We start from the raw sequence: 13,934 nt of genomic DNA, 5'->3' as shown, positions 1-13,934 counted from the left end.
TTCCGTTCCTGATCAGCGCCCTTGTGTCACACACGTGTCACTAAAGACCGAGTGCGCCTGCCCTCACCCTCCCGATGCATGCACGATCCGTGGCCGAAAGTGCGCTGTGTCACTGAGGATGGGGTCAAACAGGAGCGAAACACCCAGGAAGGATGGGACGGACGGTGCGGCGAAGGCTCAGCCGGAGCCGGTGTTCCCGCAGGTCGTGAGGGGCGGGCAGAAGTGGCCGAGCGCGGTCCGCACCAGCTCGCGCTCGTCGTCGCGGCCGTCGGCGTCGGGGCCGTAGGCGGCGATCGCGTACACCTTGCCGTCCGCGGCCAGAAAGCGCTCGTCCACGACGTGCCAGGTGCCGACGTCCGGGGCGCCCTTGAGGGAGTCGGCGAGGTATTCGAGCCGCGTGCCGGTGAAGTCGCCGTCGTCCAGGTTCTCCAGGGTGAGCCGCCGGAAGCCGTCGGCCTTCGGGGTCCGGTCGGAGAGAAACAGCTCGAAGGACTCGTCGGGGGTGGCTTCCGCCACCTCGAACACCTGCATCCGCCGTGCGCCGTCGGAGCTCTGGTAGCTGACGACGTCCATGCCGTGCTGGGAGGCCACCGAGGAGCGCGTCCAGCCCGTGGGGCGGGCGAGGGCGAAGCCTTCGGCGTCGTCGTAGAGCTCGTAGCCGGCGGGGGGCTCGGTGGACGGGGAGGAGGGGGAGGCGGTCTCGGCGGACGGCCCGGACCCCTCGGTGGCCAAGGTCGAGGGCTCGGTCGTCGAGGGCTCGGCCGTGGAGGGCACGCTCGTCGCGTTGCCGTCGCCGCCGCGGTCGTCCGCGCCGTCGTCGCCTCCGGCCAATGGCGTCAGCACCAGGGCGGCGGCGACACCGACCGCGGCGGCGCCGCCCAGCACGGACCACACGAGCCGGCGGCCGGGTCCGCGGGTGACGACCGGAACGGGTGCCGTCGGGCCCTGGGGTGGCCCGAAGCCGGGGTGCGGCGGCTCGGGGACGGACCAGGCCCCGGCGACCGACCACGGCGGGCCCGACTGCACGGGGCTCGGCTGGTCGAGGCTCGGCTGGTCGAGGCTCGGCTGGTCGAGGCTCGGCTGGTCGAGGCTCGGCTGGTCGAGGCTCGGCTGGTCGAGGCTCGGCTGGTCGGGGCTCGGCTGGTAGGGACCCGGCTGGTCGAGGCTCGGCTGCCCGGGGCCCGGCTGCCCGGCGACCGACTGCGGCGGGCCCGGATGATGCGGGCCCGGCTGGTCAGGACCCGGCTGGTGCGAGCCCTGCTGCCCGGGGCCCAACTGCCCGACGACCGGCCGCGGCAAGCCCTGCTGCCCGGGGCCCGACTGCCCGACGACCGGCTGCGGTGGGCCCTGCTGCCCGAGGCCCGGCTGGTCAGGACCCGGCTGGTGCGGGCCCTGCTGCCCGGGGCCCAACTGCCCGACGACCGGCCGCGGCAAGCCCTGCTGCCCGGGGCCCGGCTGGTCAGGGCCCGGCTGGTCAGGACCCGGCTGGTGCGAGCCCTGCTGCCCGGGGCCCGACTGCCCGACGACCGGCCGCGGCAAGCCCTGCTGCCCGGGGCCCGGCTGGTCCGGGCCCGGATGATGCGGGCCCGGCTGGTCAGGACCCGGCTGGTGCGGGCCCTGCTGCCCAGGTCCCGACTGGTCAGGACCCGGATGGTCCGGCCCCGGTATGTCGAGGCTCGTCCGGTGCGGATCCGGGGGTGTGGCGTCCTCCGGCCGATCGTCACCCGGCGTGCCCGGCCCGGGCGGCGCGGGCGGCGCGGCATCCGGGCGGGGTGGGGGTGGCGGGGTGGCCGGGGCCGCCCCTTCGGTGCCGTCCACCCATCGCTGGGTCTCCTCGTTCCAGTACCGCTGTCCCCCGCTCATCGCGTCCCTCTCCTCCCGAATGTCACATCCCCAGCAGAACAGCCAGGGCTCCGGCCGACGCGAACGCCGACAGGACGGTCTCGGCGTCCCCGAGTACCTCCCGCAGCCGCTGCAGACGGCCCGCACCGGCCGAACCGGTGCGGTTGATCTCGTCCTCGGTCTCCGCTAGGGCCTCGTCCAGCTGCGCGCGCTGCTCGCTCTCCCGCATCCGCTGGAGGTCGCCCCGCACCTCGCGTACCGCTTGCAGCAGTTCCTCGGCGGACTCGTCGCGCGATCCCTGGAAGACGTTGTTGGTGGTGGCGTTGCCGTTCCGGCCGAACGCGAAAGCGGAGTTGTCCGCCCGGTTGATGCTGACGGACGGTTCGTCGGATGCCATCGCTAGTCGGATCCCTTCTGCGGCGCGGGGCCGCTGTTCGTGGTGGTGGCGCTGCCGTGCTCGCCGAACGCGAAGGAGGAGTTGTCCGCGCGCCCGATGTGCACGGCGCCGTTGCTGATGTTCACGATCTTCTGCACGAACTCGCCGGTCTGGTAGCCGGCTTCGGCCAGGGCCAGCCGTACGCCGTTCGCGATGCGGTCCTGGACGCTGCGCAGGTAGCGGGCGACGTCCATCTCCTGGAACGTGGAACCCTCGGCCACCGAGGCCAGCTCCCGGATGGAGGCGGCGGGCCCGTCGGGCAGCGCCCCCGCGTAACCGCCGGTCAGCAGCCGCCAGGCGTACACCAGGCCCCGGCCGAGTGTGGCCAGGGCACGGCCCGCGGAGCCGGGCACCAGCACGACGGCCCCGGCCGCCTTGCCGAGCACGTTGTTGTTGCGGAACCGGTGGGAGGTCCGGTCGGCGTCCTTGAAGTCCGCGCGTACCGGGGTCAGCACATGCGGGGCGATCTCCAGCATGAGCATGCGGCCCTGGGTGTGGATGCGCACGAAGACCGTGACGACCAGTTCCTCCTCCCAGCCGCCGACCCTGATGCGCAGGAAGTGGCGCCGCTTCTCGGCGCCCTCCTCCACCGCGCGCGCCCGGTGCTGCTCGAAGTCCTGCGGACTGTAGGGAGCCTGGTCACGCTGGTGGAGGCCTTCGGCGGGCAGGAAGACGCACTCGTCGATCTCCAGGCGGCGCAGCCGGTCGCGTACCGCGGCCCCGGCGTGTTCGGAGGGCGTACGCAGTTGTTCGAGCAGGGGCAGGATCCGGTTCAGGATCGCCCGGTTGCTGAGGGGGTGCTGCCGCTTGGCCTGGTCGGGCCGGAGTTCGACGGCGAGCACCCAGGTGTCGTACGCCGCTCCCGCTCCGCGGAACGGACGCGCCTCGTTGTACATGACCAGCGGCGCGTGCTGTTCCAGCCGGATCCGCCGCATCAGCCGCTTGAACCGCTCGCCCTCGGCGTTCTCCGCGGGGTCACCGGCAGCGTCCGGAAAGCGGGCCCGGGAGAGCTCGGCGGCCAGCGCACGGGCGAACTGGTTGCGCTGGGCGGCGACGCACAGGCCGATGAGCACGAACACGCCGATCCCGAGCCAGGCCTGCCACGCCTCGACAAGGTCGGCACCGTCGGTGCTCGGGAGCACGAGGTCGGTGAAGTCCGGCGTGTCGGAGCCGCCGGAGCCGTAGGGGTCGTACGAGCCGTACGAGGACCCGTACGAGGAGTCGTCGTCCGAGCCGCCTCCGAACGCGGCGACAACCATGACGACCGACAGCGCCGCGAAGACGAGGCGACCCCACCAGCGGAACAGGAAGGCCGCGATCCGCCGGTACAGGGGCGGCTGGTCCCCACTGCCCCGGATCCACGGCGCCAGCGCGAGCAGGACGCTGGGCCACAGGAAGCCGGCCAGCAGCCAGCCGCTGAGCGGCGCCCCCACCACCCACAGCCCGATGACGGCGGCCGACCACAGCAGTTCCTGCCGCCGGGCGCGCAGCGCGTGGGCGAGGACGCGGGCCGCGTCGTATCCGAGCGAGGGCGCCGCGATCCGCTGCTCGTTGAGGTACAGCTCCTCGATGACGCGGTCGCGGTAACCGGAATCCAGGTAGGTGCCCGCGCAGAGCAGCCGGGTGGCCTCGCTCGCGTGGGGCGGAGTGGGCGGGGGCTCCGGAGGCATCCCCAGGTTCGTCTGTTCCGGTTGCTGCGGCACGTGTGCGGTGCTCACGCCAACTCCCCCTGTGCGCGAAAGAACCTTCTTTGAATCCTCCCCTCCCTGGAGGGAGGGGATTCCTGGCTCAGGCAGCCTCCTGGAGCAGCGCTCCAGGAGGTCTTGCGCCATCAGCACCAGCCGGGTTGAGACCAGCCCGGTGAAGCATCACGCGTGCGGAGTTCTTGTCCCGTGGGGACACGAACCCGCACGCGATACAGGTGTAGCTACGTTCAGACAGCGGCAGTGCATGCTTGGCTCTCGTCATGCACTGCGCGCAGTCCATCGTGGTGTGCGCGGGGTGGACCAGGCGGATGTCCCGCCCGTGCTTGCGGCCCATCTCGACCAGAGCGGCCTTGGTGGCGCCGATGGCGGCGTCCGCAGCCTTGCGAGCCATCGTGCTCCGCAGTTTCCTCGCCTCGCCGTAACCCTTCGATGCCGACTGTCCCTTCTTCGGCCTGCGGCGGGCCATCATCCGGTCGTACCGGGTCAGCTTCGCCCGGGCCTTCCTGCCGTGTTCGGCATGCGGCAGGTCATACGCGTCGGAGGTGGTGGTCGCGGTTTCCTTCACGCCCCAGTCGACACCGAGCACCCGACCGGTCTCAGGCAGCGGCACCACTTCGGCGGGCACGACGAACGAGCCGTACCAGTGCCCCAGACTGTCCTGGTACACGCGCACCGAGGACGGCTCAGCCGGGAGGTCCCGCGACCACACCACCGTCAGGACGATGCCACCGGCCAGGTACAACCGGCCGTCCCTCAGCCGGAATCCGCGTTTGGTGTAGTTGAGGGTTGGCAACGCCTCGCGCTTCTTCCTGTGCATGGGCATCCCGGCCCGGCGCGCCAAGGGCAGGCGCTCCTTGATGTCCTTGTGCGCCTTGGCGCGAGAGCGGCCGAAGTCCCGGATGACCTGCTGCTGGACCACTGACGAGCCCTCACGCAACCACGGGATCATCTTGCGGGCTGCGGTCAGCATCCTGTCCAGCTGCGCCGGGCCACACGTCCGCTTCTCCCCACTCCACTTGCTGTGCAGGTACACGGCTCTGGACTTGGCCACACACTCGTTCCACACCCACCGGCACCGATCCCACTCGGCCGCCAGGGCCGTACGGACGGCTGACGACACACGCAGCCGGTAGGTATAGCGAGCATGCCCGGCCTCCACAGCCGCCCCCGCCTGCGCCATCCCGCCCCCCTTACAGTCCTCGGCCCGGACGCCTCACATCCCGACCCCCGCAAGGGACCATACGTACGACCACCGCACGCACGTACGCCGATCCCCCAGCCACCACCCCGACCAGCGACAACAGGCACACCTGTTCGCATCACCTTGAAACCATCGGACAGCGGAACGAATGCTGCCCGACCCTGAACGGGGCACGGCGACGCCCCGCGCCGCAACACCCGGATGCGATTCCTCCCCGGCGTGAACGCCGGGGCATCCTCGCAGGAAACAGGTGACAGTCCAGTTGAAGGGCCATCAGCATAGGGGAGCGCGGCGCGGCGCAGAAGCGGAATGTCAGGAGAGCCGACGCACCGATCCCCGGGCCGCAGCGGCGGCCCGGGGATCGGTGGGTATGCGCAGGTGGGGTGCGGCTCGGGTCAGATGAGGCCGAGACCGCGGACCGCCTCGCGCTCCTCCTCGAGCTCCTTGACGGAGGCGTCGATGCGGGCGCGGGAGAACTCGTTGATGTCCAGGCCCTGGACGATGTCGTACTTGCCGTCCTTGGTGGTGACGGGGAAGGAGGAGATCAGGCCCTCCGGCACGCCGTACGAACCGTCCGACGGGATGCCCATGGAGACCCAGTCGCCGTCGGCGGTGCCGTTGACCCACGAGTGGACGTGGTCGATGGCGGCGTTCGCGGCGGAGGCGGCCGACGAGGCGCCACGGGCCTCGATGATGGCGGCGCCGCGCTTGGCGACGGTCGGGATGAAGTCCTCGGCCAGCCACTTCTCGTCGTTCACGACCTCGGCGGCGTTCTTGCCGGCGACCGTGGCGTGGAAGATGTCCGGGTACTGGGTGGCGGAGTGGTTGCCCCAGATCGTCAGACGCTTGATGTCGGCGACCGTCGAGCCCGTCTTCTTCGCGAGCTGGGTCAGCGCGCGGTTGTGGTCGAGGCGGGTCATCGCGGTGAAGCGCTCGGCCGGTACGTCCGGCGCGGCGGCCTGGGCGATCAGGGCGTTGGTGTTGGCCGGGTTGCCGACGACCAGGACCTTGATGTCGTCCGCGGCGTGGGCGTTGATGGCCTGGCCCTGCGGCTTGAAGATGCCGCCGTTGGCCTCCAGGAGGTCACCGCGCTCCATGCCCTTGGTGCGGGGGCGGGCGCCGACGAGCAGCGCGACGTTGGCGCCGTCGAAGGCGACGTTCGGGTCGTCCGAGATCTCGATGCCCTGGAGGAGCGGGAACGCGCAGTCGTCGAGCTCCATGGCGGTGCCCTCGGCGGCCTTGAGCGCCGGGGTGATCTCCAGGAGCCGCAGCTTGACCGGCACGTCCGGGCCGAGCAGCTGACCGGAGGCGATGCGGAAGAGCAGGGCGTAACCGATCTGGCCGGCCGCGCCGGTGACGGTGACGTTCACGGGAGTGCGGGTCATGGCGTTCTCCGTATGACAGCTGGCGGTGGGGCGGTCCCTGCCCCGGACATCTGATCGATCTCTTGGTATCAAGAGATCCACCAGCGGTCAGGCTATCGCGCATCCGGTATCTCGCACGGCCGGGTCGGTGTGGCCCACCCCACAACCCTCCCGGAGCCCACGCGGCCCACGCAAAAGGCGGCCGCCCGTCCGGGAGAGGTGGACTGGGGCGGCCGCCGGGGGGAACCGACCGTGCCGGACTCCCGTGGGGGTACGTTTCGCGTGCCCCCGATTCCCCCGGCCATGCCTCCGCCTCCGAAATTGTTCGGCCCGCCCTGGAAGGGCCCTGTCGGCAGCGCCCTCCAGGGGCGCGGTGAACTGCACGAACACCCCCCACCGGCCCGCAGCCGCCGTCCGGGACAGGCCGCCCGCGAGACGCACCCCTGATAGGGGCGCGGGGAACTGCGCGAACAACCCCCACCGGCCCGCACCCGCAGTCCGCGACGCCGCCCACCGGCCCCCACCCGCAGTCCGCGACGTCGCCCGGCGGCCTACTCCGTGCAGCCCTGCTGTCCCGATGCCAAGGTCGCGCAGGCCTTGGCGTCGGCGGCGTTCTTCACCGCCACCATCGGCGTGTACGCGATCGCGTCACCGGCCACGGTGATGCTTCCGGTCTGCTTCGCCTTGCCCACGCTGATCTGGACCTCGTCGCCCTGTGCCGCCTGGGTGACCCGGCCCCAGGCCGCCTTGCAGGTCTCGCTGTAGCGGACCTCCACGACGGTGTTGCCGACGGTCGCGGTCTGCGCCGTGGTGACCAGGTCACCACTGCACCCCATGCTCTCCGCGTCCTTGCCCGTGCAGCTGTCGCCGCTGCACTTCACACCGGGCGGCAGGTCCGGGTTCGTGGTGGCGCTCGGCGTGGGCGACTTGGCACCGCCCTTGGCCTCGTCGTCGCCACCGCCACCGGTGAGATAGAACGCGCCGGCGATCACCACGAGCACGCCCACGACACCGGCGAGGAACGTCACGGTCCGCCGCTTGCCACCGGCGGAGCCCTTCGCCCCGCCCCGGGAGGCATCCCGCGGCGACCGGTCGTACGAGCCGCCGTCCGCACCCGGCGTACGGGCGGGCCCGTCGGGCGCCCCGGCGGGAGCGCCGCCCCCCGCACCGGGACGAGAACCGCTGCCGGTGCCGATTCCACTGCCGGTGCCGGTGGAGCGTCCGCCCGACGGCGACGGCCCCTGGTACCCGGCTATCCCCCACGAGTTGACCCCGGCCGCACCGCCCCGGCCGCCGTCCTCCCGCACAGCACCGCTGGTGGAGGAGTCCTGGACCTCGGGCGCCGTCGGCTGCGGCGGCACGGTCGGGGACACTCCGGCCGGCCCCGCGATACCCGGCGTGACCGTGGCGCTGCCGCTCCTGCGGGCGGGCTTGTCGTCACCCCCGGACGCCGACTTGCCCGAGGCGGACTTGCCGCCGGAGGCCGTCGTACCGCCGCTCTTGGAGCCGGCCGAGGGGGCGCCGAAGTCCTGCCCTCCGAACTCCCCGAGCGCGGCGCGCGCCTGGGAGATCCGGATGGCCTCCATCGTCATGTCGTGCCGCATCTCCGAGCGGCTCCAGGCGCGCTCGGCCAGCTCCCACATGGTGGTCAGGTGCAGCGGGTTGGTCCCGGTGACCTCCGCCAGCGCCACGATCGCGCCCTTGGGCGCGAGCAGCCGGCCGTTCAGATAACGCTCCCACGACGTCTTGCTGTAGCCCGTGCGGTCCGCCACCGACGCGATGCTCAGACCACTGCGGTCCACGAGCCTGCGGAGCTGGCTGGTGAACTCCCTGATCTGTGGATCGAGCTCATCCGGCAAGGCCCTCCAACGAGGCATTGCTTCCCCCCTCTTCCCCCCGGCCGTGCCGGTCGTGCTGATATGTCCCGCGCTGTCCGCCCCGCGCGTTGGCGGCCTCGGCCGAGTCCCCGTTCTGGATACCCACAGGGATGCGCACACCGAGGATCTCAGTTCCCTGACTGGGGGCGCACAGAAGCACGGTGACCGCGCGCGATACACCCCGGACCGTCCCGATTGTCCACGCCAACCCCGTCGCCGCACCACTTCGCGCGAAATCCGCCGGAGGAAGTACCGGAACCGTCACTTCCGTGCCACAGCGCTCTGACAGCCGTTGAACAGGCCGTTCGCCGTGCAGGAGGGTGGTCCGTGGCGGCGGCCCGTCCTTCCTCGGGGGAGAGGACGGACCGCCGTCGGGTCATTCGCTGGTGACCGTGAAGTGCAGCGTGTCCTTCAGGAACGGGATCTGCAGCCACGGTTTCGGCTGTGCCATCAGCGCCAGCAGGACGATCGTCAAGCCCAGTACGCCGCACGTGACGATGTCCGTGAAGCGGGAGCGGACGGCGAGCATGCCGACGTCCGGCAGCAGCCAGCGCAGCACGCCACTGCCCAGCAGGGCGACGCCGATCAGCAGCGTCCCGAGCCGGAACTGGTCCAAGGCGGCCACCAGCAGCCCGAGCCCCACCAGCCCCAGCACGAGGAGAACGGGCCACTGCCGTACCGGCGCGGGCGCGTCCCCGGACACGGCCCGGCCGCCGCCCTCGGGCCGCGCGGTGTCCTTGGTGAAGAGCGGGAACCGCCGGGTGACCCGCCGCGGCCGCCCCTCGGCGTCGGGCGCGCTGACCGGGTCCCGGACGGTGAGGTCGTCTTCACCCGCTTCCGACTCGTCCGATTCGCCCGACTCGCCCCGCCCGGCCGGGGCACTCGAACCGACCCGCGCATCCGCCTCATCCGAAGCGCTCCGGCGCACGCGCCCGTCCGACTCGGCCGAAGCACTCGAACCGGCCTGCCCATCCGACTCGGCCGACGCGCTCGGAGCGATCCGCGCATCCGCCTCGCCCGAATCATTCCGGCGCACCCGCCCGTCCGGCTCGGCCGAAGCACTCGCGCCGGCCTTCCCATCCGACTCGACCGAAGCGCTCGCGCCGGCCTGTCCGGCCTCGGCACCCCGCCCTGTCCGCGCGTCGCGACCGGCCGCCTCGGCGCCCTCCGCGCTCCGGCCTGCCGGGGCGCTCTCCGCGCCCAGGCCGCTCCGCGCGGCCCGCGCGCCCCCGGCCCGGGTGCCTTCCACGCCTTCCACGCTCCCGCTGCCTGCCGCCGCGCTGCGCGCGCTCCGCTCAGCCGACACTGCGCTCCGCCGCCTCGACCACGTTGACGAGCAGCTGGGCACGGGTCATCGGGCCGACTCCGCCGGGGTTCGGGGAGATCCAGCCGGCGACCTCGGCGACGTCGGGGTGGACGTCGCCCACGATCTTGCCCTCGGCGCTGCGGGAGACACCGACGTCGAGGACGGCCGCGCCCGGCTTGACGTCCTCGGCGCGGATGAGATGGGCGGAACCGGCCGCGGCGACGATGATGTCCGCGCGCTTGAGGTGCGCCGACAGATCGCGCGTACCGGTGTGGCACTGGGTCACCGTCGCGTTCTCGCTGCGCCGCGTCAGCAGCAGCGGCATCGGCCGGCCGATGGTCACGCCCCGGCCGATCACCACGACCTCCGCGCCCTTGATCTCCACGCCGTAGCGGCGCAGCAGGGTCAGCACGCCGTTCGGGGTGCAGGGCAGCGGGGCGGGCTCGTTCAGGACCAGGCGGCCGAGGTTCATGGGGTGGAGCCCGTCCGCGTCCTTGTCCGGGTCCATCAGTTCCAGGATGCGGTTCTCGTCGATGCCCTTGGGGAGCGGCAGTTGCACGATGTACCCGGTGCAGGCCGGGTCCTCGTTCAGTTCGCGGACGGCCGCCTCGATCTCCTCCTGCGTGGCCGTCGCCGGCAGCTCACGCTGGATGGAGGCGATACCGACCTGCGCACAGTCACGGTGCTTGCCTGCGACGTACTTCTGGCTGCCGGGGTCGTCCCCGACCAGGATCGTGCCGAGGCCGGGCGTGACGCCCTTCTCCTTCAGCGCCGCCACGCGGGCGGTCAGATCGGACTTGATCGCGGCTGCGGTGGCCTTGCCATCGAGAATCTGGGCGGTCATGACCCCATCCTCGCGGATGACCCGCCCACGGTTCCAATCCGGCCACAATCCGGGCACCGGGGGCCGCTCCTCCCGTATCCGCCCATGATCAGTGATGTTGCACTTGCACAACACATCGGGAATGCGGCTGGACAAGCCCGTCACCGGTGCAGAACGATGACATGACAAGTGCCGCGGGCAGTTCAACGGGGGGACGGTCGCAATACGAAGTACTTCTCCTCCGTGCGGATGACCCGCGTCGTCCCCGCACTCGGAAAGTCAACGGAGGAAAGTCAGCCATGAGCTACGGCGACCCGAACAACCCCTACGGCGCTCCCCAGGGACAGCAGCCGCAGCAGCCGCAGCAGCCGGGCTACGGCTACCCGCAGCAGCAGGGCCAGGCCCCCGGCTACGGCTACCCGCAGGCCCCTCCGGTCTCCCCCTACGGCGCCGGCCCCGCCGCGCCGACCACGATGCCCGGTTCGGTGAGCGCCGCCCGCGCGATGGTGTGGGTGATCGTCGGCCTGCAGGTCGTCGCCGTGGCCCTCCTCGCCTTCGCCGCCGCCGCCATCAACGCCGCGAAGGACGACGAGTCCCTCCAGGACAACGTCGCCTTCCAGGACCTGGTCGGTCAGTCGACCGGCCTGATCTGGGGCTACGTGGTGTTCGGCGTGGCCTGGCTGGTGTTCGCCGCCGTCCTGGCCACGAAGTTCAAGAACGGCGGCAACGGCGCCCGGATCACCATCCTGGTGTTCGCCATCATCACGGCCGTCCTGGGCATCTACCCGTTCGTCATCATGGGCCTGGTGCACACCATCCTGGCCGTCCTGGTCGCGGTGTTCGTCGGCAACGCCAACGGCAAGGCCTGGTTCAACCGCCCCCGTTACTGAACCGCCCCCGGCGAGCGGACCAGTTCACGCCAATCACATCCAAGGGCCGTGTCTCACCCGTACGAGGGGGGCACGGCCCTGGTGCGTCGCCCTAGTCTGACGGTGGTAGCTGTGCAGGCACGGGGAGAGCACCTTGTTCAGCATCATCGTGGTACCTCCGCCGACCACGGAGGACGAGCGAAACCGCACCCAACGCAGACTCGCGCCCGGCGAACGCCTCACCTTCGGCCGGTCCGCGCACGACAACGACCTGCCCATCGCCCACGACGGGGTCTCCCGCCGGGCCGGTGAGATCACCGCGCAGGGCGCCTTCTGGATCCTGAGCAACCTCAGCCGCGAACAGACCTACGTGGTGGAGAACCCGGAGGGCGCGGGCGAACACGTCAAGGTGGCGCCCGGGCGGCTGGACGCGCCGATCCCCTTCGAGTTCTCGCGGATCGTGCTGCCCGCCGCGGGCGACCTGCTGGCGCTGGAGGTGTGGGCGCCGCGCCACGACTACCTCAGCGGCACGGGCGGCCTCGACGGCGCCACGACCGCTCCGGCCTTCTCGGTCGACCGCACCAAGCGCTACTTCGCGGTCCTGGCGGCCCTGTGCGAACCGCGCCTGCGCGGCACCCCGCACGCCCCGCTGCCCACCGTCGACCAGGTCGCCGAGCGCCTGCGCCCCGCCTGGCCTGCCGCGTCCCGCACGGCCGTGCAGTGGAACATCGACTACCTCGCCGTGAAGCTGCGCCTCAAACCGGGCCCGGAGAGCGCGGACACGGGCCCGCGGCTCAACGGCAAGAAGGAGTCCCTGGTCTCCCTCGCGCTCCGCTTCGACCTGGTCCGGGAGGACGACCTGGTCGTCCTGGCCGCCCCGTCGGGCCGGGTGACGCGGTGAACGAGCCCTACGCCGTGCCCGTGCCGAAGGGGTACCGGGTCGGCGTCTGGGAGGTGCGCGAGCCGATCGCGACCGGCGCCTTCGGCAGTGTGTACGCCGCCCGGCGCGTCGGTGAGAGCGCGGAGCTGCCCCGGACCGCCGCCCTGAAGTTCCTGCCCACCGGTACGGCCACACCCCGCCGGCTCACCCACCTGCGCGAGCTGATCGAGCGGGAGGTCGCGCTGTACCGGCGGCTGAAACACCCGCGCCTGGTGCGGATGTACGAGACGCTGACCGTCGACGACCCGGGCCGCCCGGAGCTGGACGGTGCCACCGTCCTCGTCCTGGAGCAGGCCAAGGGCTCTCTGTCCGCCCTGCTCTCGGCGACGCCCCGGCCCGAGGCGGGTCCCGCGCTGCTCGCGCAGATCTGCGAGGGGCTGGCCCAGTTGCACGACGCGGGCTGGGTGCACGGCGACCTGAAGCCGGCCAACGTGCTGCTGATGGAGGACGGTTCGGTCCGGCTGGCCGACTTCAACATGGCGGCCGAGCTGGAGGGCACCCACGCCTACACCCCGGCCTTCTCGACCCCCGACTACACACCGCCCGAGCTCCTGTGGACCGAGATCGGCGAACGGGGCCGCCGCATCCGCCCGTCCGCCGACGTGTGGGCCTTCGGCGTCCTCGCCCACCTCGTCCTCACCGACAGCTTCCCGCTGCCGGGGGCCACGCCGACGGCCCGCCGCGACGCGGCGGCGGCCTACGCCCGGGGCACCGACGAACTGCGCCTGTCGCCCGGACTGGCCGACGACTGGCGGGAGATCGTGCGCGCGTGTCTGACCCGCTCGTACCAGGACCGCGTCACCGGCCAGGCACTGCTGCGCCGCGTCCGGGCGGCTGCCGCCGGGGCGGCTCCGCGTCCCTTCCGGCTGCCCCGGCTGGGCCCGGCCCGGCACCGTGTGCGCCGTACGTCCGTCGCGGCGGCCGTGGCCGCCGGCGTCCTCGCCGCCCTGGCCTACGGCATCGGCGTCTGGGCCGACGGCGCCCCCGGCGGCAGCGGCTCCGGCGCCACCGCGAACGTCTCGGCCGCCACGTACGGCGCCTTAGACCTGCGCACCGACCGGGGCATCCCGCCCGCCTACCGGCTGCTGATCGTGGAGACGGCGCACGACTGCGACCAGAAGGACGTCACCCCGGTCCTGATCGCCGCCATGCTGAAGGTGGAGAGCGACTTCGACCCGGACCTCTCCGATCCCGCCAACGACGAGTACGGCATCGCCCGCTGGACCCCGCGCGTCCTGCGCTGGTGGATGAACGAGGACGGCACTCCCGGCGAGGCCGTCCCCCAACCCCCGTTCCCGCCCGCCGAGTCCATCCCGGCGATGGGCCGCTACCTGTGCTGGATCGCCCCGCGCCTGGAGCCCGGGCTGCGCGGCGAGAGGCGGGTGCTGGTCGCCGCCGGGTACCGGACGTCGTACAAGACGGTGAACGACGCGGGCGGCGTTCCCCCGGACACTCGCAGCTACGCCGACCGCGTCGCGCACTACCTCAAGGAGTACAGCCCGCCCGGGAAGAGGTGACCCTGGGGATTCTCAGGTACCGCTCCGAAAACACGCTGCTCCGTGCACCGTGG

The 13,934-nt window shown here is 72.1% G+C and carries 10 protein-coding genes and 1 pseudogene; 4 read left to right on the top strand and 7 right to left on the bottom strand.

Annotation, left to right across the window (positions count from 1 at the left end; all coding sequences use genetic code 11):
• Window positions 1-78: 78 nt before the first annotated feature.
• Window positions 79-1,143, top strand: a pseudogene (locus tag ACZ6I3_RS23855) (pentapeptide repeat-containing protein); the annotation flags it as partial.
• A gap of 742 nt (window positions 1,144-1,885) precedes the next feature.
• On the opposite strand, the gene ACZ6I3_RS23850 reads toward ACZ6I3_RS23855, so the two are convergent.
• The 7 genes from ACZ6I3_RS23850 to ACZ6I3_RS23820 form a co-directional block, all read right to left on the bottom strand.
• Complete coding sequence (locus ACZ6I3_RS23850; RefSeq protein WP_469417179.1) at window positions 1,886-2,239, bottom strand: hypothetical protein; 354 nt, start codon at window positions 2,237-2,239, stop codon at window positions 1,886-1,888.
• Window positions 2,240-2,241: 2 nt separating this feature from the next.
• A complete protein-coding gene (locus ACZ6I3_RS23845) occupies window positions 2,242-3,996 on the bottom strand; it encodes a hypothetical protein (RefSeq protein ID WP_469417178.1) in 1,755 nt (584 codons plus the stop codon).
• A gap of 70 nt (window positions 3,997-4,066) precedes the next feature.
• Complete coding sequence (locus ACZ6I3_RS23840) at window positions 4,067-5,164, bottom strand: RNA-guided endonuclease InsQ/TnpB family protein (protein ID WP_469417176.1); 1,098 nt, start codon at window positions 5,162-5,164, stop codon at window positions 4,067-4,069.
• A 416-nt stretch (window positions 5,165-5,580) separates the two neighbouring features.
• A complete protein-coding gene (locus tag ACZ6I3_RS23835) occupies window positions 5,581-6,570 on the bottom strand; it encodes a malate dehydrogenase (RefSeq protein WP_261683108.1) in 990 nt (329 codons plus the stop codon).
• Between the two features lie 530 nt (window positions 6,571-7,100).
• The gene (locus ACZ6I3_RS23830) at window positions 7,101-8,408 is read right to left on the bottom strand and encodes a helix-turn-helix domain-containing protein (protein ID WP_469417174.1); all 1,308 of its coding nucleotides are present in this window, start codon (window positions 8,406-8,408) and stop codon (window positions 7,101-7,103) included.
• Window positions 8,409-8,802: 394 nt separating this feature from the next.
• Window positions 8,803-9,354 (bottom strand): DUF3017 domain-containing protein, encoded by a 552-nt coding sequence (locus ACZ6I3_RS23825; protein ID WP_469417299.1) that lies wholly within the window; start codon window positions 9,352-9,354, stop codon window positions 8,803-8,805.
• Window positions 9,355-9,721: 367 nt separating this feature from the next.
• Window positions 9,722-10,576 carry a bifunctional methylenetetrahydrofolate dehydrogenase/methenyltetrahydrofolate cyclohydrolase gene (locus ACZ6I3_RS23820; protein ID WP_382835631.1) on the bottom strand — a complete coding sequence of 285 codons (855 nt, stop codon included), beginning with the start codon at window positions 10,574-10,576 and terminating at the stop codon, window positions 9,722-9,724.
• 278 nt (window positions 10,577-10,854) lie between these two features.
• On the opposite strand from ACZ6I3_RS23820, the gene ACZ6I3_RS23815 reads away from it, so the two are divergent.
• From ACZ6I3_RS23815 to ACZ6I3_RS23805, 3 genes are all read left to right on the top strand, one after another.
• Complete coding sequence (locus ACZ6I3_RS23815; RefSeq protein WP_469417172.1) at window positions 10,855-11,445, top strand: hypothetical protein; 591 nt, start codon at window positions 10,855-10,857, stop codon at window positions 11,443-11,445.
• Between the two features lie 133 nt (window positions 11,446-11,578).
• Window positions 11,579-12,325 (top strand): FHA domain-containing protein, encoded by a 747-nt coding sequence (locus tag ACZ6I3_RS23810; RefSeq protein ID WP_469417170.1) that lies wholly within the window; start codon window positions 11,579-11,581, stop codon window positions 12,323-12,325.
• Window positions 12,322-13,881 (top strand): protein kinase domain-containing protein, encoded by a 1,560-nt coding sequence (locus tag ACZ6I3_RS23805; protein WP_469417168.1) that lies wholly within the window; start codon window positions 12,322-12,324, stop codon window positions 13,879-13,881. Before ACZ6I3_RS23810 ends, ACZ6I3_RS23805 begins: the two co-directional genes overlap by 4 nt.
• Window positions 13,882-13,934 lie beyond the last annotated feature (53 nt).

Source organism: Streptomyces sp. NPDC041940, assembly GCF_055589465.1.
The sequence above is the reverse complement of the archived record's forward strand: the minus strand, read 5'-3'. Positions and strand labels throughout refer to the sequence as shown.